Origin of the sequence: Burkholderia sp. WP9, from assembly GCF_900104795.1 — a bacterium.
Lineage (GTDB): Bacteria > Pseudomonadota > Gammaproteobacteria > Burkholderiales > Burkholderiaceae > Paraburkholderia.
In genome coordinates, this window is sequence record NZ_FNTG01000002.1 from 2,773,320 (window position 1) to 2,798,161 (window position 24,842).

General features: G+C 62.8%; 24 protein-coding genes and 1 pseudogene. 16 read left to right on the forward strand and 9 right to left on the reverse strand.

The window, feature by feature from the left end; genetic code table 11:
• Positions 1-44: 44 nt before the first annotated feature.
• The 9 genes from BLW71_RS33465 to BLW71_RS33505 all read left to right on the forward strand — a co-directional run bounded on the left by BLW71_RS33465 (position 45) and on the right by BLW71_RS33505 (position 12,054).
• Complete coding sequence (locus BLW71_RS33465; RefSeq protein WP_091807285.1) at positions 45-3,230, forward strand: efflux RND transporter permease subunit; 3,186 nt, start codon at positions 45-47, stop codon at positions 3,228-3,230.
• A 13-nt stretch (positions 3,231-3,243) separates the two neighbouring features.
• The gene (locus BLW71_RS33470) at positions 3,244-4,851 is read left to right on the forward strand and encodes an efflux transporter outer membrane subunit (RefSeq protein ID WP_091807287.1); all 1,608 of its coding nucleotides are present in this window, start codon (positions 3,244-3,246) and stop codon (positions 4,849-4,851) included.
• A gap of 190 nt (positions 4,852-5,041) precedes the next feature.
• Positions 5,042-5,509 carry an excisionase family DNA-binding protein gene (locus BLW71_RS33475; protein ID WP_091809186.1) on the forward strand — a complete coding sequence of 156 codons (468 nt, stop codon included), beginning with the start codon at positions 5,042-5,044 and terminating at the stop codon, positions 5,507-5,509.
• The gene (locus tag BLW71_RS33480) at positions 5,509-6,111 is read left to right on the forward strand and encodes a PIN domain-containing protein (protein ID WP_091807289.1); all 603 of its coding nucleotides are present in this window, start codon (positions 5,509-5,511) and stop codon (positions 6,109-6,111) included. The genes BLW71_RS33475 and BLW71_RS33480 overlap by 1 nt, the downstream gene beginning before the upstream one ends.
• A gap of 348 nt (positions 6,112-6,459) precedes the next feature.
• Positions 6,460-7,299, forward strand: coding sequence for a MetQ/NlpA family ABC transporter substrate-binding protein (locus tag BLW71_RS33485; RefSeq protein ID WP_091807291.1), 840 nt, complete (start codon positions 6,460-6,462; stop codon positions 7,297-7,299).
• A 174-nt stretch (positions 7,300-7,473) separates the two neighbouring features.
• Complete coding sequence (locus tag BLW71_RS33490; protein WP_091807293.1) at positions 7,474-8,634, forward strand: methionine ABC transporter ATP-binding protein; 1,161 nt, start codon at positions 7,474-7,476, stop codon at positions 8,632-8,634.
• Positions 8,627-9,283 (forward strand): methionine ABC transporter permease, encoded by a 657-nt coding sequence (locus tag BLW71_RS33495; protein ID WP_091807296.1) that lies wholly within the window; start codon positions 8,627-8,629, stop codon positions 9,281-9,283. Before BLW71_RS33490 ends, BLW71_RS33495 begins: the two co-directional genes overlap by 8 nt.
• Positions 9,284-9,462: 179 nt before the next feature.
• On the forward strand, positions 9,463-10,665 hold the full coding sequence (locus tag BLW71_RS33500) for an acyl-CoA dehydrogenase family protein (RefSeq protein WP_091807298.1): 1,203 nt from the start codon (positions 9,463-9,465) through the stop codon (positions 10,663-10,665).
• Between the two features lie 60 nt (positions 10,666-10,725).
• Complete coding sequence (locus BLW71_RS33505) at positions 10,726-12,054, forward strand: Nramp family divalent metal transporter (protein ID WP_091807300.1); 1,329 nt, start codon at positions 10,726-10,728, stop codon at positions 12,052-12,054.
• 126 nt (positions 12,055-12,180) lie between these two features.
• Here BLW71_RS33505 and flhC read toward each other — a convergent pair whose 3' ends face one another.
• The 6 genes and pseudogenes from flhC to BLW71_RS42810 all read right to left on the reverse strand — a co-directional run.
• Positions 12,181-12,756: a flagellar transcriptional regulator FlhC gene (flhC, locus tag BLW71_RS33510; RefSeq protein WP_091807302.1), complete on the reverse strand. Its 576-nt coding sequence runs from the start codon at positions 12,754-12,756 to the stop codon at positions 12,181-12,183.
• A gap of 14 nt (positions 12,757-12,770) precedes the next feature.
• Positions 12,771-13,091, reverse strand: coding sequence for a flagellar transcriptional regulator FlhD (gene flhD / locus BLW71_RS33515; protein ID WP_028194930.1), 321 nt, complete (start codon positions 13,089-13,091; stop codon positions 12,771-12,773).
• A gap of 641 nt (positions 13,092-13,732) precedes the next feature.
• Positions 13,733-14,263 (reverse strand): GNAT family N-acetyltransferase, encoded by a 531-nt coding sequence (locus BLW71_RS33520; RefSeq protein ID WP_091807304.1) that lies wholly within the window; start codon positions 14,261-14,263, stop codon positions 13,733-13,735.
• 79 nt (positions 14,264-14,342) lie between these two features.
• Positions 14,343-15,209: a helix-turn-helix domain-containing protein gene (locus BLW71_RS33525; protein WP_091809188.1), complete on the reverse strand. Its 867-nt coding sequence runs from the start codon at positions 15,207-15,209 to the stop codon at positions 14,343-14,345.
• A 237-nt stretch (positions 15,210-15,446) separates the two neighbouring features.
• The gene (locus BLW71_RS33530) at positions 15,447-15,749 is read right to left on the reverse strand and encodes an addiction module antidote protein (RefSeq protein ID WP_091807306.1); all 303 of its coding nucleotides are present in this window, start codon (positions 15,747-15,749) and stop codon (positions 15,447-15,449) included.
• Between the two features lie 138 nt (positions 15,750-15,887).
• A pseudogene (locus BLW71_RS42810) lies at positions 15,888-16,118 on the reverse strand (type II toxin-antitoxin system RelE/ParE family toxin); the annotation flags it as partial.
• 291 nt (positions 16,119-16,409) lie between these two features.
• On the opposite strand from BLW71_RS42810, the gene BLW71_RS33540 reads away from it, so the two are divergent.
• From BLW71_RS33540 to BLW71_RS33565, 6 genes are all read left to right on the forward strand, one after another.
• Positions 16,410-16,778, forward strand: a complete 369-nt coding sequence (locus BLW71_RS33540) for a nuclear transport factor 2 family protein (RefSeq protein ID WP_091807309.1) — start codon at positions 16,410-16,412, stop codon at positions 16,776-16,778.
• Positions 16,779-16,803: 25 nt separating this feature from the next.
• Positions 16,804-17,220 (forward strand): hypothetical protein, encoded by a 417-nt coding sequence (locus tag BLW71_RS33545; protein ID WP_091807312.1) that lies wholly within the window; start codon positions 16,804-16,806, stop codon positions 17,218-17,220.
• Positions 17,221-17,335: 115 nt separating this feature from the next.
• The gene (locus BLW71_RS33550; RefSeq protein WP_091807314.1) at positions 17,336-17,800 is read left to right on the forward strand and encodes an RbsD/FucU family protein; all 465 of its coding nucleotides are present in this window, start codon (positions 17,336-17,338) and stop codon (positions 17,798-17,800) included.
• A gap of 164 nt (positions 17,801-17,964) precedes the next feature.
• Positions 17,965-18,372, forward strand: a complete 408-nt coding sequence (locus BLW71_RS33555) for a VOC family protein (RefSeq protein ID WP_091807316.1) — start codon at positions 17,965-17,967, stop codon at positions 18,370-18,372.
• Positions 18,373-18,594: 222 nt separating this feature from the next.
• A complete protein-coding gene (locus tag BLW71_RS33560; protein ID WP_091807318.1) occupies positions 18,595-19,053 on the forward strand; it encodes a DoxX family protein in 459 nt (152 codons plus the stop codon).
• Positions 19,054-19,116: 63 nt separating this feature from the next.
• Complete coding sequence (locus BLW71_RS33565) at positions 19,117-19,389, forward strand: hypothetical protein (protein ID WP_091807320.1); 273 nt, start codon at positions 19,117-19,119, stop codon at positions 19,387-19,389.
• A 149-nt stretch (positions 19,390-19,538) separates the two neighbouring features.
• On the opposite strand, the gene BLW71_RS33570 is transcribed toward BLW71_RS33565, so the two are convergent.
• Both BLW71_RS33570 and BLW71_RS33580 read right to left on the reverse strand, forming a co-directional pair.
• Positions 19,539-21,026 (reverse strand): MFS transporter, encoded by a 1,488-nt coding sequence (locus BLW71_RS33570; protein ID WP_091809190.1) that lies wholly within the window; start codon positions 21,024-21,026, stop codon positions 19,539-19,541.
• A 170-nt stretch (positions 21,027-21,196) separates the two neighbouring features.
• The gene (locus BLW71_RS33580; protein WP_091807326.1) at positions 21,197-22,498 is read right to left on the reverse strand and encodes an MFS transporter; all 1,302 of its coding nucleotides are present in this window, start codon (positions 22,496-22,498) and stop codon (positions 21,197-21,199) included.
• Between the two features lie 396 nt (positions 22,499-22,894).
• On the opposite strand from BLW71_RS33580, the gene BLW71_RS33585 reads away from it, so the two are divergent.
• Positions 22,895-23,647, forward strand: a complete 753-nt coding sequence (locus tag BLW71_RS33585) for a response regulator transcription factor (RefSeq protein WP_091807329.1) — start codon at positions 22,895-22,897, stop codon at positions 23,645-23,647.
• Between the two features lie 21 nt (positions 23,648-23,668).
• Here the strand turns inward: BLW71_RS33585 and BLW71_RS33590 are convergent, their stop codons facing one another.
• Entirely contained in the window at positions 23,669-24,574 is a 906-nt protein-coding gene (locus tag BLW71_RS33590) for a dihydrodipicolinate synthase family protein (RefSeq protein ID WP_091807332.1), read from the reverse strand.
• Positions 24,575-24,842 lie beyond the last annotated feature (268 nt).

Sequence of the window (24,842 nt, forward strand, 5' to 3'; positions counted from 1 at the left end):
GTGGCCTGACTGCGCGGCGCATGCTCCAACGTTAAGAGCTTCCAATGAACATATCCAAATTCTTCATCGATCGGCCGATCTTTGCCGGCGTGCTATCGGTATTGATCCTGCTGGCGGGCGTGATTTCGCTCTTCAAGCTGCCGATCTCGGAGTATCCGGAAGTCGTGCCGCCTTCGGTGGTGGTGCACGCGCAGTATCCGGGTGCGAATCCGAAGGTGATCGCCGAGGCGGTCGCCTCGCCGCTCGAAGAGCAGATCAACGGCGTCGAGAACATGCTGTACATGCAGTCGCAAGCGAATAGCGACGGCAATCTCACGCTCACGGTGACCTTCAAGCTCGGCACCAATCCGGACCTCGCGACGCAGCTCGTGCAGAACCGCGTCAACCAGGCGCTGCCGCGCCTGCCGGAAGACGTGCAGCGTCTGGGCGTCACGACGATCAAGAGCTCGCCCACGCTGACCATGGTGGTCCACCTGATCTCGCCGAACAATCGCTATGACATGACGTATCTGCGCAATTACGCGCTGTTGAACGTCAAGGATCGGCTCGCGCGGATTCAGGGTGTCGGCGAAGTGCAGTTGTGGGGTTCGGGCGACTACGCGATGCGCGTGTGGCTCGATCCGCAGAAAGTGGCGCAACGCGGTTTGACGGCGACCGAAGTGGTCAACGCGATCCGTGAGCAGAACATCCAGGTGGCGGCCGGTGTGATCGGCGCATCGCCTTCGGTGCCGGGCACGCAGTTGCAGTTGTCGGTGAATGCGCGCGGCCGTCTGAAGACCGAGGGTGAATTCGGCGACATTATCGTCAAGACCACGCCGGACGGCGGCGTGACCTACCTGAAAGATATCGCGCGAATCGAACTCGCGGCCTCGGAATACGGCCTGCGTTCGCTGCTCGACAACAAGCCGGCGGTGGCGCTCGCCATCAACCAGGCGCCGGGTGCGAACTCGCTCGCGATTTCCGATCAGGTGCGCTCCGCGATGAAGGAACTCGCGGAAGACATGCCGGCGGGCGTCGAATACAAGATCGTCTACGACCCGACGCAGTTCGTGCGTTCGAGTATCGAGGCGGTCGTGCATACGCTGCTCGAAGCGATTGCGTTGGTGGTGATCGTGGTGATCGTGTTCCTGCAAACGTGGCGCGCGTCGATCATTCCGTTGATCGCCGTGCCGGTGTCGATCGTGGGAACGTTCTCGCTGCTGCTCGCGTTCGGTTTCTCGATCAACGCGTTGTCATTGTTCGGCATGGTGCTCGCCATCGGGATCGTGGTGGACGATGCGATCGTGGTGGTGGAGAACGTCGAGCGGAACATCGAAAACGGGCTGAGTGCGCGCGACGCGACGTACAAGGCGATGCAGGAAGTGAGCGGGCCGATTATCGCCATTGCGCTCACGCTGGTTGCCGTGTTCGTGCCGCTCGCGTTCATGACGGGTTTGACGGGCCAGTTCTACAAGCAGTTTGCGATGACCATCGCGATCTCGACGGTGATCTCCGCGTTCAACTCGCTGACCCTGTCGCCGGCCTTGTCCGCGATGCTGTTGCGCAGCCATGGCGCGAAGGAAGACTTCCTGACGCGCGTGATGAATCGCCTGCTGGGCGGTTTCTTCAAGCGTTTCAACAAGGTCTTCCATCGCGGTTCGACCGAGTATGGCCGTGGCGTGACTGGCGTGCTGCGCCGTAAGGGTGCGATGCTCGCGGTGTACGCGATCCTGCTGGGCGCGACCGTGCTGATCTCGCGTGTGGTGCCGGGCGGCTTCGTGCCGGCGCAGGACAAGGAATATCTGATTGCCTTCGCGCAATTGCCGAACGGTGCGTCGCTGGATCGCACGGAGAAGGTGATTCGCGACATGAGCTCGATTGCACTGAAGCAGCCTGGCGTGGAGAGCGCGGTGGCGTTCCCGGGACTCTCGGTGAACGGCTTCACGAATAGCTCCAGCGCGGGCATCGTGTTCGTCACGCTCAAGCCCTTCAAGGATCGTGGCGACAAAAAGCTCTCGGCCGGTGCGATTGCCGGTGCGCTGAACCAGCAATACGGTGCGATCAAGGATTCGTTCGTCGCGGTGTTCCCGCCACCACCCGTGCTCGGTCTCGGCACGCTTGGCGGCTTCAAGATGCAGTTGGAAGATCACGGCGCGCTCGGGTACGCGGAGTTGAACAAGGCAGCGGAGGCATTCGTGAAGAAGGCGGCGCAGACGCCTGAACTCGGCCCGACCTTCTCCAGCTATCAGATCAACGTGCCGCAATTGAACGTGGACCTGGATCGCGTGAAGGCAAAGCAACTCGGCGTGCCGGTCACGGACGTGTTCAACACGATGCAGATCTATCTCGGCTCGCTGTATGTGAACGACTTCAACCGTTTCGGCCGCGTGTATCAGGTGCGGGTGCAGGCGGATGCGCCGTTCCGTCAACGCGCCGACGACATCCTGCAACTGAAGACGCGCAATGCCGCAGGCGACATGGTGCCGTTGTCGTCGCTGGTGACGGTGACGCCGACGTTCGGTCCGGAAATGGTGGTCCGCTACAACGGCTACACGGCTGCCGACATCAACGGTGGACCGGCGCCCGGCTTCTCGTCGGGGCAGGCGCAAGCGGCGGCGGAACGCGTGGCGGCGGAAGTCCTACCGCGCGGTGTGAAGCTCGAATGGACCGACCTGACGTATCAGCAGATTCTGGCCGGCAATGCAGGCTTGTGGGTGTTCCCGATCAGCGTGCTGCTCGTGTTCCTCGTGCTCGCCGCACTGTATGAAAGCCTGACGCTGCCGCTCGCGGTGATCCTGATCGTGCCGATGAGCGTGCTGTCCGCGCTGACCGGCGTGTGGCTCACGGGAGGCGACAACAACATCTTCACGCAGATTGGGTTGATGGTGCTGGTGGGTTTGTCGGCGAAGAACGCGATTCTGATCGTCGAGTTCGCTCGTGAACTGGAGCACGACGGGCATACGCCGCTCTCCGCGGCGATCGAAGCGAGCCGCTTGCGTCTGCGGCCGATTCTGATGACGTCGATCGCTTTCATCATGGGCGTGGTGCCGCTGGTGTTGTCGAGCGGAGCGGGTTCGGAGATGCGTCACGCAATGGGTATCGCGGTGTTCTTCGGCATGCTCGGCGTCACGCTGTTCGGCTTGATGCTGACCCCTGTGTTCTATGTGGTGCTGCGTACGCTGGCGGGTGGAACGATTCACGTCGCGCAGAAGGATTCGCCGCACTACGGCGCGCCGGTGACGGACGCCTGAGGAGAAAACAATAATGAAACGCTTTGAATCTTTGAGTGGGTGGGGCCGGGCGGCTACCAGCGGTTTGCTGGTCGCGTTGCTCGCCGCCTGCTCCGTGGAACCCACGTACAAGCGGCCGGAAGTGGATACGCCGGTGGCGTTCAAGGAAGCGCCGGCTGCTTCGGCGCCGTCGGCTACGTCGGGTGCAATATCGGGTGCGGCGGCGCAGGAGAACGGCACGTGGAAGCAGGCGCAGCCCGCAGACGACGCGCATCGCGGCGAATGGTGGACGATTTTCGGCGACGCGCAACTCAATGCGCTCGAAGAGCAGGCGGCCGCCGCCAATCAGGATCTGAAGGCGGCCGCGGCGCGCGTGCAGCAGGCGCGGGCGGTGACGCAGGCGGCGAAGTCCGACTGGTTCCCGAAGCTCGACGCGGGCTTCGGCCCGACCCGCGAGCGTGCCTCCGCGGCATCGCAATTCCAGCCGGATAGCGCGGGCGGCACGAACGGCACGATCTGGCGCGCGCAAGTCGGCGCGTCGTACGAAGCGGATCTGTTCGGGCGGGTCGGCTCAAACGTGAACGCGTCGCGTGCGGACGAGCAGCAAAGCGAGGCGCTGTTCCGTTCCGTGCAACTCTCGTTGCAGGCGGACGTCGCGCAGAACTACTTCCAGTTGCGTGAGCTGGATACGGATCAGGATCTGTACCGCCGTACTGTGGCGCTGCGCGAAGACACGCTGAAACTGGTCGAGCGGCGTTTCAGGGAAGGCGATATCGGCGAGCTGGATGTGTCGCGGGCTCGCAATGAACTCGCGAGTGCGCGAGCGGATGCCGTGGGCGTGGCGCGTCAGCGCGCGGCGTCGGAGCACAGCCTTGCGATTCTGCTTGGCAAGCCGCCAGCGGATTTCTCTTTCGCGGAAGCGCCGCTCGTTCCGGTGACGGTGCGTGTGCCGCCGGGTCTGCCCTCGGCATTGCTTGAACGCCGGCCGGATATTTCGGCGGCGGAACGCGCGATGCAGGCCGCGAATGCGCGAGTCGGTCTTGCCAAATCGGCGTTCTTCCCGAAGCTCGATATCACCGGCGCGGCTGGTTTTGAATCGGCGACGCTCGGCAATCTTTTCATGTGGTCGAGCCGCGCGTTCATTCTCGGGCCGTTTGCGGGCACGGCGTTGACGCTGCCTTTGTTCGACGGCGGCCGCCGCAAGGCGAACCTCGCGCAGGCCCGTTCGAAGTATGACGAGGACGTGGCGCAGTATCGTCAGCAGGTGCTGGTGGCATTCCGTGAGGTCGAAGACAACCTGGCCGATCTGCGCCTGCTCGACGATCAGATGCGCGAGCAGAACAATGCGGTGCAGGCATCGCAACGGGCGGCGCATCTGTCGCGTACGCAGTACACGGAAGGTGCGGTCAGCTACCTGGACGTGATCGACGGCGAACGGCAGGTGCTGATTTCGCAACTGCAGGCGAGCCATTTGTCGGGCACGCAAGCGGTGGCGACGGTTAATCTGATTCGCGCGCTGGGCGGTGGTTGGAGTGGGGACGGGGCGGCCGACACGGCGGTGGGCGCCGTCGCGCCGGCTTCGGCTTCGGTGGCTGCCGCGGCTCCTGTGGCCGCTTCCGTGCAGCAGGTGGCGAAGCGGTAAGGTAGCCGAAGCAGGAGCGGGTGGTAGACGCCGGGTCGCGCGAAAGCGCGGCCCGGCTTTTTTCGTTTCAATGTGCTGGTTGAGAAATCAGGGGGATATCGTGTTGATTTGATTGCGAATGTTTCATATGTTGCGTTTATTGCGTTTGTGGGCTCTGTTGTTTATACTCGACCGTATTCTGGAGTCGAATATGGCCACCGCTACACCCGATCGCATCATCCTGTCGGACGACGACGCAACCGTGCTGTCCGCTGCGAGCCGCCTGATGGGCGCTGCGCTCGATCACTCACGCGCGCATAGCGTTGCGCTGGTCGAAGAGGGTGCGCATGGAGATATCGCCCGCATCGAGGTTCCGCCCGCCACGTTGCGGGTTCTCTCGCGTGTGCTGGCCATGATGGCCAGTGAGCAGGTGTTCGTTCTTTATCCAACTGACACCGAATTGAGCACCAAGCAGGCGGCAGATTTGCTCGGCGTGTCGCGGCCATTTCTGATCGCTCGCCTTGAGGCCGGTGAGCTGCCCTTCCGAAAGGTCGGGCGGCATCGCCGCATGCGTATGGACGACGTCATGCGCTACAAGGAAACCATGCGTGCAATACGCAAGAGTGCGCTGGACGAGATCGTGGCCACTAGCGAATCGATAGGTGGATACGATCTGTAATGCTTTCGGTTGATCGCTTTACCGTCGTGCTGGATGCATGTTCGCTATTTCCAATGGTGGTGCGCGACGTATTGCTGACTTTCGCCGATCACGAGTTCTATGCGCCGAAGTGGTCCACTCGCATTCACGAAGAGTGGACCCGCAATCTCGCAACCCGTTTCGCGGACAAAAGCGCGGCTAACGACGCCGCGCCGAAGATCGCTGCGATTCGCAGCGCTATGGATCGTACGTTTCCTGATGCGCTGGTAACACAGGTACTTCCGGAGAGTAGCGAAATTGTCGACGTCGATGAGAAAGACCGCCATGTCGTCATGACGGCAGTGGCGGCTCGGGCAGATGCGATTGTCACCTTTAACCTGAAGGACTTCGCGGCTGAACAGTTGGAGTTGAGCCTGCGTATCGAAGTGAAACACCCTGACGTCTTCATTCGTGATCTGATCGATCTCAATGAAAAGCGCGCGTTGGCTGCATTCAGGGATTTGCGAGCACGCAAACGCCGACCGCCCTGGTCGGTGGACGAGTTGCTCGAGCGGCTTATCCGCGCGGGTCTGGTTCAGACCAGCGCGTGGTTGTCCAGCGCAGACGTGCTGCCATTGTTGTAACGTCGGCTCAGGCCACGAGGCGCGGCTATGCCCAAATCATTTTTCCCGCTTTCCTTTCGAAAATCCCTTCGTAGACCGCTGCATTTCCGCCCTCTATGATGAGCCGCACCTCATCTGGAGAGAGGCGATGACCTGTCCGACCTTCCGCTGTCCGCGCTGAGCGAATGCGCGTCCTGTCGCTGCCACGCGAGGGCTGAGCCGCGCGTCGCGGAATTCAGTTGCCTGATAAGTCCGGCGTGCCGGTTCCTGGCCCGAAGCAAGTCCGTAACGCTTTGGCGACCCGGAGGCGTATGCCGGTGGATCGGCTCGCCACGAATCAACACCACGCCCCAATCCCAAGAGTTCACCATGCGCTTTTTTCTATCCAACGTGCGGCACTTTTTCTACACGCCGGCTATCTCGCTGATCAGCGCTTTCGGTCTGACGCTCGCATTGCAAGCCGCGCCTGCTTCAGCGGCCGACACGTCCACGCTGAAAATCGGCACCGCGACCAGTCCGCAAATCGAAGCGCTCAAAATCGCCGCGCACGAAGCCAAAGAGCAGGGACTCGACGTGAAGATCATCGAGTTCACCGACTGGAACACGCCGAATGCGGCGCTCGCCAACAAGGATATCGACGTCAACTACTTCCAGCACATTCCGTTTCTGGAGAATGCGAAGAAGCAGGGCGGTTATAACTTTGTCGCCATCGCGCCCGGCACGATCATGAAAATCGGCCTGTATTCGAAGAAGATCAAACGCTTCGACGAACTGAAAGACGGCGCCACCGTTGCGATTGCCAACGATCCGGTCAATGGTGGCCGCGGTCTGTTGCTGCTGCAACGAGCCGGTCTCATCAAGCTGAAGCCGGGCATCGACTATCGCGCGACGACGCTCGACATTACCGACAACCCGAAGCATCTGAAGATAGTCCAGTTGGAAGCGTCGCAACTGGCGCGCTCGCTCGACGACGTCGATCTCGCACAGGGTTACCCGAGCTTCATCAAGCTCGCGGGCACCACCGATCCGAATAGCGCGCTGCTGTTCGACGGCCTCGAAAACAAAAACTACGCGATCCAATGGGTGGTTCGTCCGGAAAGCGTGAACGACTCGCGTATCCGCAAGTTCATCTCGATCTATCAGCATTCGCCTGCGGTGCGCGCCGCGCTCGACAAGGCCTTCGGCAATCTCTACGCCGTCGCCTGGTAACGCGCACCGTCATGCGTGGACCGTTCGAAGACGACGATCCCGCGTCGGCGCCGCGCAAGACGCGATTCAGGGGCGAGCTTGCCCGGCTGTGCGGCGTGCATGCCGGCGCACAGCCTCGGCGCGCGATACAAACCGCTGCGCTGGCCATTGCGAAAGCCTGAAAGGAGCTAAATCATGGGCAATCTTTTCGACGCGCCGCAGTTCATCGAAGACGCGCCGTCTCTCGCTGTGCATGCGGGTTCGCACGCAGCGGCGACGCAACCCGCCGTGATATTCGACAACGTCGGCAAGGTGTTCGCCAACACGCGCGGCGTGCCGACCGCGGCGCTCGCCAACGTCACGTTGAACGTGGCGCGGGGCGAAGTGTTCGGCATTATCGGACGCAGCGGCGCGGGCAAGTCGACGCTGCTGCGACTCGTCAACGGCCTGGAGAAGCCGAGTTCAGGCGCGGTGCGCGTGAACGGCGTCAGTGTCGGCGAACTCGACGAGCGCGGACTGGTCACGTTGCGCCGACGTATCGGCATGGTGTTCCAGCACTTCAATCTGCTTTCCGCAAAGACGGTACGTGAGAACATTGCACTGCCGCTGAAAATCGCCGGTGTGCCGAAGGCGGTCATCGAGAAAAAGGTCGATGCATTGCTGGAACTGGTGGGCCTCTCCGCCAAGCGCGATGCTTATCCGGCGAGCCTGTCGGGTGGTCAGAAGCAGCGAGTCGGCATTGCGCGCGCGCTGGTCACCGACCCGGATATTCTGCTGTGCGATGAAGCCACCTCCGCGCTGGATCCGGAAACGACGCAAGCCATCCTCGCGTTGCTACGCGATATCAATCAGCGCCTGAACCTGACCGTCGTATTGATCACGCACGAAATGCAGGTGATTCGCGAGGTCTGCGATACGGTTGCCGTGATCGAGCGTGGCGAAGTGGTGGAGACCGGCCCCGTGTGGCGCGTGTTCGGCGATCCGCAGCATGACGCGACGCGGGCGCTGTTGCGCACCTTGGTGCACGACTTGCCGGCGGATCTCGCCGAACGTGTCAAGCCATTGCACGACATCGCGCAAGCGGATGCGCGGATTCTGCTGGACGTGCGTTTTACCGGCGTCGACGCGCGCGAGCCGGATCTCGGCGGTCTGGCGTCGGCGTTGAGTGCGGACGGCGGGCGCGTGAGTTTCGTGCATGGCGGCATCGACCGGATTCAGGGGCATGCGCAGGGGCGCCTCGTGGTGTCAGCGCAGGTGCGTGCGAATGCGGACACCACGGTGCAACAGCAGATCGCGACGTTGCTCGACCGCGCACGCCGCTATGCGAACCATGTCGAGGTATTGGGCTATGTCTGAGTTGTGGCTTTCCGAACTCGCCGACGCGATTCGCGACACCATCGTCATGGTCGGCGTGTCGGCCTTTATCGCGGCGCTGGTCGGCATTCCGCTGGCGCTGGTGCTGGTCACCACGACACGCGGCGGTATCTTCGAGAAGCGGGCGGTGAATAGCACGCTCGGCGCGCTCGTCAATGCGTTCCGCTCCACGCCGTTCATCATTTTGCTGGTCGCCTTGTTGCCGCTCACGCGTTTGCTGATCGGCACGACGATCGGCGTGTGGGCCGCGATCGTGCCGCTCAGCATCGCGGCGATTCCGTTTTTCGCGCGCGTGGCGGAGGTGAGTTTGCGCGAAGTGGATCGCGGTCTGATCGAAGCCGCGCAGGCCATGGGTGCGCAGCGCCGGCACATCATCTGGCATGTGCTCCTGCCTGAGGCGCTGCCGGGCATCCTGGGCGGCTTCACCATCACCGTGGTGGCGATGATCGGTTCGTCGGCGATGGCGGGCGCGGTAGGCGCCGGCGGTCTTGGCGATCTGGCGATTCGCTATGGCTACCAGCGGTTCGATACGACCGTGATGGTGACGGTGATCGTACTGCTGATCGTGATCGTTACGGCGGTGCAGTTCGTCGGCGATCGATTCGTGCGGCGGCTCGCGCAGCGAGCGTGATCGCACATGATCGCTGATCCGTTCTGCCCCGTTCTGCCGCGCAGCGGCTATTTGCATGAAGAATAGCCGCGCACGTTTCCGTCATCCGCATCAACGCCTATCATGCTTGCTGTAGCTTTGAGCGCCGCGGGCGTTCTGCCTATCACCGCTCGCCGAAAAACTTTTCACGTGGAAATTGCATGAACGATCCTCGTCATGCCGACGCGTTACACACGCCTCAGGCATCCGCTGCGCCGGTGGTGCGCGATCTCGCGAGTTTGCTCGACGCGTTGCACGCCACTGCCGCGCAGCGCGATCTCGACGGCGGCCACGCCGCACAGGAAAAACAATGGATCGCCGACGCGGGGCTGCTCACGCTCGCGGTGCCGCGCGAATTCGGCGGCCTCGGCGCGCGTTGGCCCGACATCTACGAGACGGTTCGCAAGATTGCGCGGGTGGACAGCGCGCTCGCGCATCTGCTGGGCTTTACGTGCTTGCAGGTGGTCAGCGTCAATGTATGGGGCAGTCCCGAACAACGTGCCCGCTATCTGAGCGGCACCGTCGAAAACCGATGGTGGTGGGGCAATGCCGTCAATCCGCTCGACACGCGACTCGTTGCGAGCGCAACCAGCGACGGCGGCTATCTGCTCGATGGCCAGAAGGGCTTTTGCTCCGGCACGCGCGGCTCGCAGATGATGACCGTTTCCGCACATGATCCGGTCACCGGCACCCCGGTGTTCGGCGTCGTGCCGACCACGCGGGAAGGCATCACCGTTCACGAAGACTGGAATCCGATCGGCCAGCGGCAGACCGACAGCGGCAGCGTGTCCTTCGTGCGCGTCAAGGTCGAACCGGACGAAGTGATGGTGCGGCCCGACACGCCGTACGCCAGTTTGCGTACGCTAATCTCGCAGTTGGTGCTGACCAATCTGTTCGTGGGCATCGCGCAAGGCGCGCTCGACGAAGCCCGGGCCTACGTCACGCGACACGGCAAGGCGTGGATCTATTCGGGCGTCGACAAAGCGACCGACGATCCCTACCTGATCCAGCGTTTCGGCGAGATGCGCCTGCAAGCGGTGAGCGCCGAAGCGCTGACCACGCGCGCCGCCTGGCTGCTCGAAGACGCCTGGCAACAAGGTCCGGCGCTTTCCGCGGAGGCTCGCGCGCAGGTTGCGCTCGCCACCTCGGAGGCGAAGATCGTCGCGCACCGCGCCGCGCTCGACGTCAGCGAGCAACTCTTCGACGCCTGTGGCGCCCGCGCCACGCACGCGCCGCTCGCGCTCGACCGTTTCTGGCGCAACGCCCGCGTGCATACGCTGCATGATCCGCTCGACTATCGCGTGCGCGACGTTGGCCGCTACGCGCTCACCGGCGCGTTGCCGGAGGTTTCTTTGTACACTTGAGGCGGTTCGCGGCGGCCTGTACGATGCGCCGTGGTTTATCCCCTTCAAGAGGCTCCCGGATTGCAGTTCAAACTACCGACCACAGCAACGGCACCGTTTTGCCCATCCGAAGTGCAAGGCTCGGTGGCCGTTTCGCAAGGCGCGCCGTTCTGGAAGAAGATTCTGCAATTCGCGGGCCCTGGCCTGCTGGTGTCGATAGGCTATATGGACCCGGGCAACTGGGCCACCGACATCGAAGCCGGATCGCGCTATGGCTACAGCCTGCTGTTCGTCGTCATGCTGTCGAGTCTTGCGGCGATGGCGCTGCAATGCCTGAGCATGCGTCTTGGCATTGCGACCGGGCGCGACCTCGCCGAGTTGTCGAGCGCGCGCTATTCGCCTGCCGTCGCACGTTTTCAGTGGCTGCTCGCTGAACTGTCGATCGTGGCCTGCGATCTGGCCGAAGTGCTCGGCGGCGCGCTTGCTTTCCATCTGCTCTTTAAATGCTCGTTGACCACCGGCGTGCTGCTGACCGCGTTCGATACGCTGATCGTGCTCGGCCTGAAGGGCAAGAATTTCCGCGATCTCGAAGCGATCATGCTCGGCCTCATCGCGACGATCGGCGTCGGCTACATCATCGAGCTCGCGCTGGTGCAGCCGCACTGGCCGTCGGTCGCGCAGGGACTGGTTCCGTCGTGGCAGGCGTTGAGTTCGCGCGAGCCTATGTATCTGGCGATCGGCATTCTCGGCGCGACGGTCATGCCGCATAACCTTTATCTGCATTCGTCGATCGTGCAGACGCGCGCGGTGAAGCGCGATCCAGCCAGCATCAGATCGGCGATCGGTATGTCGCGCATCGATACGATCGTCTCGCTGATGCTCGCGTTGCTGATCAACATGGCGATCCTGATTCTGGCCGCCGCTGCGTTCCATGCCACCGGCCACAACCAGGTCACCGAAATCGAAGACGCCTACAAGCTGCTCGCGCCTATCGTCGGCACGGGTTTCGCGGCGGTGCTGTTCGCCGTGACCTTGCTCGCCTCGGGACAAAGCTCGACCTTTACCGGCACGGTGGCGGGGCAGGTCATCATGGAAGGCTTCCTGAAGCTGAAGATTCCCTGCTGGCAACGGCGCTTCATTACGCGCGCACTCGCTTTGATCCCCGCGCTGATCGGCGTGCAGATGATGGGCAACGGCGCCGTCGGCAAGCTGCTGGTCGCAAGTCAGGTCGTGCTGAGCCTGCAATTGCCGTTCGCGCTTTATCCGCTGATTCGCATGACCAACGACCGTTCGTTGATGGGCGAATTCGCCAACACGTTGCTGACCCGCTGCGTCGCGTGGATGCTGTTCGTGGTGATCAGCGCGGCGAACCTTTGGCTGGTGGTGCAGACGGTGGGCCTGGCCGGATGAGCCGGCCTCGCGCCGCTTGAGCGGCGCGATTAGGACGAAAAAAAGTCCGCTCATGCGGACTTTTTCTTTCGGGCTTTGGATCGAGTCGGGCCGGACCAGCCCTTGTCGAGTCAGAGTCAATCGAGCTCAGGCAGCTTGTGCGATCTGCGCTGCATCGAGCGCTTCCTGTTCCTGGCGAGCGGCGGCGGCCTTCTTCGTCTTGCCGGCACGCGACGGCGGCTGGCATGCGCCACACACCACGTTGTGCTGCAGATCGTGTTTGTGCGCCACGAACTTGCCGGTGCAACGGCAGCATTTGGTCAATTGCAGAATGTCGGCGTCGAAGAAACGCACCAGCGTCCACGCACGCGTCAAGTCCAGCACCGGTTCGGTCTCGCTGTGCTTGCAATGTTCCAGATACAGCCGATACCCCTTGGTCAGCGCATCCAGATGCGAGCAGCGGGCTTCGTTCTTCAGGAACAGGTACGTGTTGTAGAACAGCGACGCGTGAATGTTCGCCAGCCACGTCATATACCAGTCCGCCGAAAAGGGCAGCATGCCCTTGGGCGGCGATACGCCTTTGACCTCGCGGTACAGGCGGATCATGCGGTCGCGCGAGAGCGTCAATTCACTCTCGAGCACTTGCATGCGCGCGCCGAGTTCGATCAGTGCGATGGCGCGGAATACTTCTTGTGCGTCTTCCGTCAGGCTACGCTTGAGCATGGCAGTCACCCCGGTCAAGCGAACTGTTCAGCAGGCTGGCCTGCAAGCAGGATCGCCGCGTGAGTCGGTGCAACTGCGGCGTGTTTCGTCGTTTGCGTCAAAGCCGACAACATGGAGTGGTCGTTGAAGCGGAAGAAACACAAAAGCTGATCGGAAGCGGCCAGCTTGACGATCTGCGCGAGCGACAGCCCGGCAAGCAAATCAGCCAGTTCCGACGACAGTCCCAGCCGGAACATGCCGACCGGTTTGTCCTCGCGCAACATACGTTGCGCGAGCATGATGTAAGACAAGTTGATCTCGCGGATTGAATCCAGCGTCTCGCTGCTACGGTCCATTTTCTCTGTTTCCGAAGCCCCGAATTACGATGTCGGCATTTTTTGCCGTTATGTCTTTTGTGCCTCGCCGGAAACGTTGTCCTCCGGCTACTGTCACCACCTGATACAAGCGGCGACCTTTTGATACATGGAGTTACATTTCGTAACAGCTTGGGACGAATTGTATGAAGGGTAAAACAAGAAATCAATCCCTTCTCAAAAAAATGTCTCAAAAAGATACATCAATTTTCGGTAACTCTTTCACAGTGGCGTAATACACGATGCAAACCGAATTTTCCGCCACCCCGGATTTTTGTCTGATCCATGAAAACCCTTGTACTACGGGCTTTTCGCTCTTTTGTCTGAGCAAATAGGGCGGACCCATCAAGTGCCGGTAATTCCCGGTCGAGTTAGAAAGGAAATAGAAAGCGAGGTCAATATAAAGTAATAAATTCCGCTCTTTGACGGCGATTTGGGGACAAAACAGAGGTGTAACAGGTTGGTGCGGCCCCAGTTACAAACGAGGCCGGATTTGTAACTTCTTGTGTAACTTCGCTCGGGTGGTGCGGTGGACACGCTCGACTTCGACGCGGAACGTCGGCCGCAGAGGTGCTGCTGAACGGCGGGGAAAGTGGCGCGGGCCGCCGCGCGGTCACGGCCTATTAGATAAACAGGGCCATCAGATCGGCGTCGTGGAAGACCCCGCCGACATTCAGCGCTCCGACTTCGCAGCCATATTTGCGAAAGCCGAGCGACTCGTAAAGTTTCCTCGCGGCCTCGTTGCGGCTGCCGACTAATAACTGGATTTGCCGCAGGCCGTCCATACGCGAGGCCCGCCTCAGCAACTCCTTCAGCAAAGCGCGCCCGACGCCGCGGCCGGCAGCCTCCGGCGCGACATACATGCCGACCACGGCGGCCTTATGCCGCTGTTTGTCGCTCGGGATCCGGATCAGTCCAACCACGCCGATCAATGGTGTTCCTGCCGATGCGTAAGCGCCGAGCAAAAAGTCACCTTCGGCCGCACGCGAGCCGTCCAGCATTGCATTGTGTTGCGACGGACCTTTGGCAAGTGCTTCTTCGTAACTCTGGCCGAACGAATCCGGATGCGCTTTCAGTCCGCGCAGCCGCAGGTTGAAGTAGTCGTCGCGGTCGTCGGGACCGAGTTGGCGTACGAGTACAGCGTTCTCGCTCAAGTGTCTCTCCGTGTGGGGCCGGTGATTGAAAGGCTGAAAGACTCGATATCGAACTGCGACCTGTCTGTCACGGTCCAGGCTATGGTTGGCGTGCCGCCTCGGCGCACTGGCTCTCGCCGAAATCGCGCAACGCCGTAGCGGTTTGCGGGTCGGCCGGAAAGAACGCCTCGATCGCGAGTTCCGAGAGCGTCACGTCCACCGGCGTGCCGAACACGGTGGTCGTGCTGAAAAACGATAGCACGCCGATCGGCGTGCGCAGCCGCAGCGGTACTGCAATCTGGTTGACGGCGGTGTTGTCGTGCTCGGTCGCATCCGCGCCCGGCGGCGCGGGGTACGCCGCCAATTCGTCGCGCAGCGCGCTCAACGTGTCGTCCCCGCTCACGTCGATTTGCCGCTGAAGTCGCGCGAGTATGTGCTCGCGCCATGCATGCCAATTGACGATGGACGCAGCGATACCCTCCGGATGCAGGCTCAGGCGCAGTGCGTTGACCGGCGGCTTCAGCAGTTCCGGACTTGCGCCGTTCAGCAAAGGCGCAAGCGCGCCGTTCGCGGCAACGATGGTCCAGTGCCGGTCGATGGCAAGCGCCGGGTAGGGTTCGTGTCCTTTCAGCACCAACTCGACAGCCTCGCGTGCAGCGGCCAACTGCGGATCCGATAGCGGGCGTTCCCGGAACAGCGGTGCGTAGCCTGCGGCGACCAGCAGTGCATTGCGCGCGCGCAGCGGCACGTCGAGCCGTTCAGCAAGGTGCATGACCATTTCCCGGCTCGGCACTGCGCGGCCTGATTCGACGAAGCTCAGATGCCGGGTCGAAATATCGGCTTCGGCGGCGAGCAGCAGCTGGCTCATTCTTCGACGCTGTCGCCATTCGCGCAGCAGGTCGCCGACCGTGCGGCTGGCCGCCGGCAATTGCGGCGGGACGGGTTGCGCAAGAGAGAGTGTGTTCATGCCACCGATCATAGCCAAACCGCGCTAGCGATCCATTACCTCAGAGGTAATGGAATACCCCGGAATACCCCGGAATACCCCGGAATACCCCGGAATACCCCGGAATACCCCGGAATACCCCGGAATACCCCGGAATACCGTCTGCCACGCCTACGAAACTTCGGAAAGACCCGTGACACCGTAGTAAGCCGCGGCATATCGACGAAATGGCAAAGCCGACAGAGCGGGACACCCGACTCAGACCGCCGCCACGCCTTCCGGTACCACGTTGAGTTTGACCCCGAGCGCACGCAGCAGTTTGAGCACCGTGTCCATACGCGGTTTGGAGCCGGGTGCGAGCGTCTTGTAGAGGCTTTCGCGGCCAAGTCCGGCATCTGCCGCGACCTTGGTGATGCCGCGCGCTTTGGCGATGTCGGCGATCGCGGCGAGCAGGACGTCGGCGTCGCCTTCTTCGAGCGCTGCGTTGAGATACTCGGCGATCATTTCCTCGCTATCGAGGTAATGCGACGCGTCGAACCGTGCGGTTTTGATTCTGCTCATGACAGTTCCTTTCTGATTGCTGCCCACATTGTTTTGGCATGCTTGATATCGGCCGGCTGAGTGGATTTGTCGCCACCAGCATAGCAGGAGATAGATCATGCCTTTTTCACGCGCGAAGTAGACCCGATAGCCGGGGCCACAGTCGATGCGCATCTCGGACACACCTTCTTCAAGCAACTTGACGTCGCCGAAATGCCCGCGTTCCGCACGCCGGATACGCACGAGTATTTTCGCCCTGGCTCTTAAATCGGAGAGCCGTGCAAGCCAGGTGTCGAACTCCTCGGTGCGGTTGATCGTGTACTCAGGTGGTGAACCGATCTGTCGAGAAGTGTATCCGTGTAGATACGATCTTGCAAGTGTAAAAACCATATTGAAAAAGCGCCCCCATGCTCGTGTTTGTGAGTGCGTCAGAAGCCGCACGCCAGCGCCGCGCGGCCACCATTTGCCACACGAGATTAGCGGCTGCCGCCGCGGCTGACGACTCGGCCGGATGGCCAATCCGGCGCTCGACGCAATGCGCTCGCGCCGCAGCGCAAGACTGCTTACCTCTCAGGTAATCGACGCACCGCGCCCCGGCCCTCAAGCTTCAATCCGAGCCCGCCGCACACGACCGTGTCTGCCGAGCGTAGTGCTCAGTCATGCCAATGAAGGAGTCTTGAGATGAATGCGCATACCGATCTGATCAACCGTTATTTCGACGCATGGAACGAAACCGATGGCGCGCGCCGTCGCGAGTTGATCGCCGCGGCATGGAGCGCCGACGCCGATTATTGCGATCCGCTGCTGGCGGGCTCGGGCCACGCAGGCATCGACGCGATGATCCGGGCGGTGCATGAGCGCTTCCCGCATCACACGTTTCGGCGTACAGGCCAGGTTGACGGCTTCGCCAACCGGCTGCGCTTTTCCTGGGAGCTGATCACGCCCGCGGGCGAGGCGGTCGTGAAGGGATCGGACTTCGGTATGGTCGATCCACAAGGACGCTTGCAAACGGTCACCGGCTTCCTCGATCAGGTGCCGGACGGCGCCTGAGCATCGCTTCTTGACGGAGAAGATCATGGACGAGCCCGCCGCCGCCACGGGTCCACAAACGGCCATAGCGTTCGCGCGCCTGACGGGCGCCGTCGACTCGCTGTCCAGCGCAATCGCCGGCTTTGCGCTGCTCGGCGGAGCGCGCGCGTTCATGTTCATCGCGTTGCTGGGCTGGCGCGAGCCGGTGCTCGGCGGCGCGGGTCTCGTGCTGCTGGCGCTGGTCGGCTGGTTGCGTTGGCAATGCGGTAACGGCGCGGCCGCGTCCGCCGTGCAGAACACGCGCCGCTGCAACCACTCAGCGTGCCGTCGCCGAGCGTCGCCTTCACCGGATGCGCGCAACATTGCTTGCTACAATCGTTTGCTGGAATGCGATTCGAAGCGCTGTCCCGTCTTCGTCGAGCCGAGTGGCTGCCGCTTCGGCCCGATTCGAACGCGGGCGTGAGGCGAGTGCTTCGCGCATCTGCAAACCAACGTCCAGATCCTGGCGCCCAGCCGGCGATCGGACCTAACCGGACCAACCGGACCAACCGGACCTAACCGGAACACAAGGAGACACCGTGCTGAAGAATCTGGACCCGCTGCTCAACGCCGACATACTGCATGCGCTACGCTCGATGGGCCACGGCGACGAACTCGTCATTTGCGACGCCAATTTCCCGGGCGACTCGGTTGCGCGCGAGAGCGTGCTGGGCAAGGTGCTGCGCCTCGACGGCGTGAACGCGCCGCGGGCGATTCGCGCGGTGCTTTCGGTAATGCCGCTGGACACGTTCATCGAGCACCCCGCGTCGCGCATGGAAGTGGTGGGCGAGCCGCACACGATTCCGTCGGTGCAGCGTGAAGCGCAGATCGAGGTCAATGCCGCGGAAGGGCGCGATGTGCCATTTGCGTCGATCGAGCGGTTTGCGTTTTATGAGCGGGCGCGCAAAGCGTATTGCGTGATCGCTACCGGCGAAGCGCGCGGCTACGGTTGCTTCGTCTTCACGAAGGGCGTTCTGCTCGCCCCGGACGCGCCGCAGTCGTAACCCGGGCCTAAGTGTCGCGGCAAGCGCGGGTGTGAGGTCATGAGCGCCATCAGCCGGCAGCCGTACGCGAACGTCGCGCGGGTGCTGATTTTTCGTCTGGCCGCTGTTGGCGGATCGGCCCGATTCGTCAACAGGCATCGGCCCACATCACGGTGACTGAAGCCATGAGCTTTTCTATAGAAAGTCTCGATCATCTCGTTCTGAACGTGGCCGACGTGGAAGTCAGTGCGGCGTGGTACGCGCGCATGCTCGGCATGCGGCGCCACGAGTTCGAATCGCGCACCGGCACGCGGGTCGCGATGACCTACGGCAATCAGAAGATCAACCTGCGTCCCGTGGCGGCCGACACCGTCGCGTGGTTCACCGGCCGCGAGGCGGTGCCCGGCAGCGCCGATCTGTGTTTCGTCACGACCACGAGCCCGGCCGAGGTCAAGGCGCATTGGCTTGCCCAAGGCGTCGAAATCGAGGCCGGACCCGTGGAGCGCGACGGCGCGCGCGGCAAGATGACTTCGGTGTATTGCCGCGATCCCGACGGCAATCTGATCGAAGTTGCGACCTATCCTCGAGCATAAGCGCGTCGGCGATTCCGCCCGCGGCAGGTACCGCCGACGCGAGCCTGCGGCCCTCGCGAGCCCCTTTTTCTCGCCCCGCACGCGGCGCGCCGTGCGCCCGCGCACCTTGGCCCGAGCTTGGGAGCTTGGAAAAGGCGGGCAATGCACATATTCTCAGATGCGATACGGGGAACTGCGGCCTCCCGGCCGGGTCTGCTGCTTATTCATCTACAGGAGCCCCTCATGACGCGTCCCGTCGATTCCGGCGTAATTCTCATCGCGCGTATTGCCCTTGCCGTGCTGTTCCTGTGGGGCGGTGTGATGAAACTGCTGGGCTATGCGGGCTTTGTCGGCTACCTGCATTCGAAGGGCGTGCCGTTCGTACAGGTCGCCGCGCCGATCGCCGTCGCCGTCGAGGCGCTCGGCGGTCTGTTGCTGATCGTCGGCTTCAAGGCGCGCCCGCTCGCGCTCATCATGGCCGTGTACACGGTGGCGACGGCGGTTCTCGGCCACGATTTCTGGAATGTCACCGACGCCGCCTTGCAACGCGACATGGTGATCCATTTCTGGAAGAACATCGGTATTGCCGGTGGTTTCCTGCTGCTGTTCGTGACTGGCGCGGGCCGCATCAGCATCGACGGCGCGCGTCCCGGAGGCAATTCTCTCGGCGCTCGCTCGCCGCGCGGCGGGCTTGGTCTTTGAAGCAGCAGTAAGGTAGTCTGTGCGAGTCGCTTTCGATTCCAGCTGTAACCAAGGGAGCAAATAATGATTCAAAGTTTTGAGCAAACCATTGGCGGCAAGGTCACGCAATTGTGCGCGAGTCTCGGTGAAGGGCCCACGCCGCATCGGGTGATTATCAGTCTGGCCGATTCGGCGACAACCCTGGTGATTCTGGACGCATCCGGAATCATCAGCACGATCAAGGCCGAGATCGAGGAGCCGGAGAAACTGATCGCCGACGCCATTGCCAAAGCGCAAAACGAAGGCCTGATCGAGCGCGCAATCGACACCGGCACGATCCAGGAAGCGTCGCTTTAAGTCAGGCGGCGCGGCGTCGGCGGGCAGGGCGTCGCGGCTCACAGACGCAGGCATCGCGCTAATCGCCAGTGTGAACCCGGACCAACCCCCGCCATGCACGCGCATGGCGGGGGTTATTTTTTGCGCGCCCAATACAGCAGGCGGTACGCTTAGTTCGATTCGCCGACTCGCTCGCGGCCGGCAACGCGAAGCGCGGAGTCCGACGACTGCGGCTGCGGATGCACGAGGCAGCTCAGCACGCCGCCAAGCACCAGCAGAGCGACTGACACGGCGGTCGCCGCCTGCATACCCGAGACGATTTGCGTAGCAGCCGCGCCGCTCGCCAGTGCGCCGAAGGCCGCCACGCCGACCGCGCCGCCGGCTTGCCGCGCTGTGTTCAACACGGCGGAAGCCGTACCGGCGCGTTTCGCGTCGGTCGAGGCCAACACGGCGGTGGTCATTGCGGGAACCGCGAGGCCCATGCCCGACGGAATCAGCAGAAACGGCAGCAGCAAGCCAATGAGCGGCGTGCCGGCGTCGACGAAATGCAGGAGGCCGTAGCCGAGACCGGCGGTGATCGCGCCCGCGATCATCGGCACCCGTACGCCGAAGCGGCCGACCACCCAGCCGCTTGCCACATTCGACAGCAGAAACCCGCCCGTCAATGGGAGAAAGGCCAGGCCGGCCTGCAACGGCGTATAACCGCGCACGCGCTGCAAATACAGGCTCAGCACGAACACCATGCCGTAGTAGGTCAGGTTCACGCAGATGCCGAACAGCACCGCCACGCTGAAGGAGCGTTTGCGAAAGAGCGAGAGCGGCAGCATCGGAGCCGCGGCGCGCGACTCCACGGCGATGAAGGCGCCTGCAGCGACTAGCGCCAGCACGAAACCGCCGGCGACGAGCGGGTGACCGAGGCCGAGCGGCCGCCATTCGATCACAGCGGCGACGAAGGCGGTCAGCGCGACGACGGCCAGACACTGACCGCTCAGATCGATGCCGCGCGGCCTTGCGTGAGCCGTTGTGCCCGCCGCTAATTGCAGCCCCGGACGACGCACGGCGGTCTCGGGCCGCGGCACCCATAACAAGGTCGCGAGAAAACCGGCGGCGCAGATCGGCAGATTGACGAGAAAAATGCTGCGCCACCCGAACGCCGCGATCAGCACGCCGCCGACCACCGGTCCCGCGGCGATCGAAATCGCCCCCGCGGCTGTCCACAGCCCGACCGCGCGCGCCCGGAGTTTGGGGTCGTGTCCGAACGACTGATTGAGCAGCGCCAGCGAATTCGGCAGCATGGCGGCGGCGCCGACGCCTTGCAGCGCGCGCGCCGCGACCAGCAGGGCCGCGTCGAGCGCAAGGCCGCAGGCGAGCGACGCGAGTGCGAACAGCACGATCCCGGCGGCGTACAGGCGCCGCGCGCCGAAGCGGTCGCCGAGCGCGCCGGCGGACAGCATCAGCACGGCGAACGCGAGCGTATAGGCATCGACGACCCATTGGAGGCCTGCCACATTCGCATGCAGGTCCGCGCCGATTTTCGGCAGCGCGATGTTGACGATAGTGACGTCGAGTTGCGTGACGACGAAGCCGACGCTGACTGTCGCGAGCACACGGCCGAGGGCGGGCGAACGGGGGCGTTTGGGGGAGTTCATGCGATACATCGTAGAGCCGATGCGGCGCATGATGTTTCGCGACGGCGTGAACTGTGGATGTCGTCAGAAGCGCGTGACGCCGACCCCAATGCAAACAAAAACGGCGCGCCGTGTGGCGCGCCGTCATTGCGAAGCAGAAGCGGAAAACAGCAGCGGAAAACAGCAGCAAAAGCCGCCGATCAGCGCGTTTGCGGCGCGTCCTTGATGAACAGCGTGGTCAATGCCCCGAGAATGCAGATTGCGCCGACGTACATCGGTGCGGCCATCGGGTTCGACTTCATCATCAGCGACACGGCGATCGGCGTCAGGCCGCCGAAAATCGCGTAGGCCACGTTGTACGAGAACGAGATGCCCGAGAAGCGCACCACCGGCGGGAACGCCTTGACCATCACGAACGGGATCGCGCCGATCACGCCGACGAACAGGCCAGCCAGCGCGTACAGCGGCAGCAGCGCCGAGCTATCGAGCGCGAGCTGCTGGAACATCGCGTAGTACGTCACGGCCAGCGCCAGGCCGCCGATGAAAATGGTGCGCCCCGCGCCAATGCGGCCGGCAATCGAGCCCGCCATCACGCAACCGATCGTCAGGCACAGCGTCGCCACGCAGTTCGCCAGCAACGCAGTGGCCGGCGCGATATGAAACTGCTTTTGCAGCAGCGTCGGCGTCATCAGAATCACCACGACGATCGCGGCCGACAGCATCCACGTAAGCAGCATCGAGACGATCACGGCGCGGCCGTGGTCGCGCAGCACGGCCTTGAGCGGAACTTCGGCCGCAATCGCCTTGCGTTGCTTGAGTTCGGCGAACACCGGCGTTTCATGCAGCCAGCGGCGCAGGTAGACCGAGAACATGCCGAACACGCCGCCCACCAGGAACGGAATACGCCACGCGTAAGCGGAGATTTCCGCCGGCGCGAAGTTGCGGTTCACCGCCGAGGCGATCAGTGAGCCGAGCAGAATGCCCGCCGTGAGGCCGGCCGTCAGCGTGCCGCACGCATAGCCGACGTGCCGCTGCGGCACGTGCTCCGACACGAATACCCATGCGCCCGGGACTTCGCCGCCGACCGCCGCGCCTTGCATTACGCGGAACAGGAGCAGCAGGACCGGCGCCAGCACGCCGATGCTGGTGTAAGTGGGCAGCAGACCCATCATCAGCGTCGGCACGGACATGAGCAGCACGCTCAGCGTGAACATGCGCTTGCGGCCGAACAGATCGCCGAAATGCGCCATGATGATGCCGCCGAGCGGCCGGGCCAGATAGCCCGCGGCGAAGATGCCGAAGGTTTGCACCTGGCGCAGCCAGTCCGGCATCGCCGCCGGGAAAAACAGCTGGCCGATCGCCGGCGCGAAGAATACGAAGATGATGAAGTCGTAGAACTCCAGAGCCCCGCCGAGGGCGGCGAGGCCGAGCGTCTTGTAATCGCTGCGCCCAAGAGGGCGTGGGGTGACAGCCTGCGCTCCACCCAGATTTGTCGCTTGCATTGCTTGTGTCTTTTCTTGAATTGGGAGCCACACGTAGCGCGTGGAAACACGGCGGTCGTCGGGCGAGAAGTGTGGCAGGCGCTGGGTAGAGCACGGGACACCGGCGCGCCGGCCCGGGTTGGGGCAAGCACGATGACGACTGGGGCCAGGCGGGGATTTTACAGGATGAAAGCCAATCGTTTCTGGAGGTGCTTAATTGGACTGAAAAAGTTCCGCAAAATGCGCTTTTTCGTAGCATTGACGATGGCGCCATCAGAATCGTCGCAACCGAGTATGGGAATACGCGCCAGTGGTGTCGGGGTCGGCGGATTCATATGCAAATTCGGACTGCTCCTATGGGATGGCGCGGGCGTGCCTCTGAGAATCGCGTCCGAGCTATCAGTTAAGAGTTATCCCATGCGCATTGCCATCCTTCAACGTGACCCGGTCATGCGTCAGTCGATCGAAAGGGTCCTGACGTCCGCTGGCCACACCTGCACGGCTTTCGACGACGGCTTGAGCATGTCGAGAATGCTCGCGCGCTCCACCGTGGATCTGCTGGTGCTGGACTGGCAGGGACTGCGGCTCTCGGGCGGCGAGGTTCTACGGGCGGCGCGTGCGGTGGGCGGCGACCGTCTGCCGGTGATGTTCGCCTCGGCGGACATGGCGGAGGATCATGTCGTGCGCGCCTTCGTTGCCGGCGCGGACGACTATGTCGGGCTGCCGCTGCGCGCTGCCGAGTTTCGCGAGCGGGTTGCTGCGCTGCTGCGGCGAGCGTATCCGGACAGGTTCAGTGCCGCGAGTTTCGACGTGGGCCCGTACCATTTCGACACGCGCCGCCAGCTCGTCATGCTGCGCGGTCAGCCGGTCCAGCTATCCGGCACGCAGTACCGGCTGGCGTCGTTGTTCTTCTCCAATATCGGCCGCGTGCTGTCACGCGATCACATTTTCGCAATGGTATGGGGGCGCGAATTCCGCGAGTTCACCCGCACGATCGACAGTCACGTTTCGCGGCTGCGCCTGCTGCTCGAGATCGAGCCGCAAAACGAATTCCGGTTGCAACCGGTTTATAATAGCGGCTACAGGCTGCTGCATCTGCGCCGCGGCGAATCAGTCGACGCAGACGCAGAGGCAGACGTCGACGCCGACACCGAGAAGCAGGCAGCCTGAGGCCGATCCGGTCAGATCAGATCAGATTTGCGGCAGCGTGGGCCGTGTTTCGATCGACTTGCGAATCAACGCTTCGACCGCTTTGCGTTCGTCGCCCACCAGCGGCAGGCGCGGCGGGCGCACCGGCTCGGTGCCCAGTCCGACGATCGTTTCGGCGAGTTTGATGTTCTGCACCAGCTTTGCCGAGACGTCGAGTGCGAGCAGCGGTGCGAACCAGCGGTAGATCGATCGCGCTTCCTCGAGGCGTCCCGCCTTCAATAGCTTGTAGATCACCACCGTCTCACGCGGAAACGCGCACACGAGACCGGCCACCCAGCCATGCGCGCCCATCAGGATGGCTTCCATGGCGAGATTGTCGACCCCGCACAGAATGGCGAAGCGGTCGCCGACCACGTTGATCAGGTCGGTCACGCGCCGCACGTCGCCGCATGACTCCTTGATCGCGACGATCTTCTTCTCGTCGGCGATTTCCGCGAACATGTCGGGCGTCATGTCGACACCATAGGCGAGCGGATTGTTATAGATCATCAACGGCAGTTCGCTCGCGTCGGCGACGCTGCGGAAATGGTGCAGTGTCTCGCGGCGGTCCGACAGATAGCGCAGTCCCGGCAGCACCATGTAACCGGCCGCGCCATGGCGGCTGCCGGCTTCGGCCTGACGACAGGCGTCGAGCGTACTGTTTTCGGCGATCGTCAACAGGACCGGCACACGGCCGCGCGAGGCCTCGACGGCGATGTCGAGCACTTGCAGCTTTTCATCCAGCGAGAGTGTCGACGCTTCGCCCAGCGATCCGCACACAATGATGCCGTCCACTCCCGCGTCGATCTGCGCTTCGATATTCTTACCGGTCCATGCGCGGTCTATGCTGAAATCCGCGTTGAATTTGGTGGTGACTGCGGGCAATACGCCTTCCCAGATATGCGCCACGACTGCTCTCCTGAGTGTGATGTGTTCCAGCGCAGTGTAAGCAGGGAAAATCCTGCCGTCTTGCGTGAATCGCGCGCGGCGAATGACGATTTCAGCATAACCGCTTTGCCTGAAGCGTCGCCGGGTCAAGGCATATCCCTTATTTTGGGATAAGACGCGAAGTGAGTCGAAGTGCATGGCTAGCACGACGCCACCCGCGGCAGGCCGCTCTCCGTGCGCGTCCGGCAGACGCTGCCGGACCGCTATCTATTGAGAGCGCGAGGTCGCC

Bases quoted from the DNA above. Each gene is read 5' to 3' on its own strand.
- BLW71_RS33465 (WP_091807285.1), top strand. From the start codon at position 45: ATGAACATATCCAAATTCTTCATCGATCGGCCGATCTTTGCCGGCGTG.
- BLW71_RS33470 (WP_091807287.1), top strand. From the start codon at position 3,244: ATGAAACGCTTTGAATCTTTGAGTGGGTGGGGCCGGGCGGCTACCAGC.
- BLW71_RS33475 (WP_091809186.1), top strand. From the start codon at position 5,042: ATGGCCACCGCTACACCCGATCGCATCATCCTGTCGGACGACGACGCA.
- BLW71_RS33480 (WP_091807289.1), top strand. From the start codon at position 5,509: ATGCTTTCGGTTGATCGCTTTACCGTCGTGCTGGATGCATGTTCGCTA.
- BLW71_RS33485 (WP_091807291.1), top strand. From the start codon at position 6,460: ATGCGCTTTTTTCTATCCAACGTGCGGCACTTTTTCTACACGCCGGCT.
- BLW71_RS33490 (WP_091807293.1), top strand. From the start codon at position 7,474: ATGGGCAATCTTTTCGACGCGCCGCAGTTCATCGAAGACGCGCCGTCT.
- BLW71_RS33495 (WP_091807296.1), top strand. From the start codon at position 8,627: ATGTCTGAGTTGTGGCTTTCCGAACTCGCCGACGCGATTCGCGACACC.
- BLW71_RS33500 (WP_091807298.1), top strand. From the start codon at position 9,463: ATGAACGATCCTCGTCATGCCGACGCGTTACACACGCCTCAGGCATCC.
- flhC (WP_091807302.1), bottom strand. From the start codon at position 12,756: ATGCTCAAGCGTAGCCTGACGGAAGACGCACAAGAAGTATTCCGCGCC.
- flhD (WP_028194930.1), bottom strand. From the start codon at position 13,091: ATGGACCGTAGCAGCGAGACGCTGGATTCAATCCGCGAGATCAACTTG.
- BLW71_RS33525 (WP_091809188.1), bottom strand. From the start codon at position 15,209: ATGAACACACTCTCTCTTGCGCAACCCGTCCCGCCGCAATTGCCGGCG.
- BLW71_RS33530 (WP_091807306.1), bottom strand. From the start codon at position 15,749: ATGAGCAGAATCAAAACCGCACGGTTCGACGCGTCGCATTACCTCGAT.
- BLW71_RS33540 (WP_091807309.1), top strand. From the start codon at position 16,410: ATGAATGCGCATACCGATCTGATCAACCGTTATTTCGACGCATGGAAC.
- BLW71_RS33545 (WP_091807312.1), top strand. From the start codon at position 16,804: ATGGACGAGCCCGCCGCCGCCACGGGTCCACAAACGGCCATAGCGTTC.
- BLW71_RS33555 (WP_091807316.1), top strand. From the start codon at position 17,965: ATGAGCTTTTCTATAGAAAGTCTCGATCATCTCGTTCTGAACGTGGCC.
- BLW71_RS33560 (WP_091807318.1), top strand. From the start codon at position 18,595: ATGACGCGTCCCGTCGATTCCGGCGTAATTCTCATCGCGCGTATTGCC.
- BLW71_RS33565 (WP_091807320.1), top strand. From the start codon at position 19,117: ATGATTCAAAGTTTTGAGCAAACCATTGGCGGCAAGGTCACGCAATTG.
- BLW71_RS33570 (WP_091809190.1), bottom strand. From the start codon at position 21,026: ATGTATCGCATGAACTCCCCCAAACGCCCCCGTTCGCCCGCCCTCGGC.
- BLW71_RS33580 (WP_091807326.1), bottom strand. From the start codon at position 22,498: ATGCAAGCGACAAATCTGGGTGGAGCGCAGGCTGTCACCCCACGCCCT.
- BLW71_RS33585 (WP_091807329.1), top strand. From the start codon at position 22,895: ATGCGCATTGCCATCCTTCAACGTGACCCGGTCATGCGTCAGTCGATC.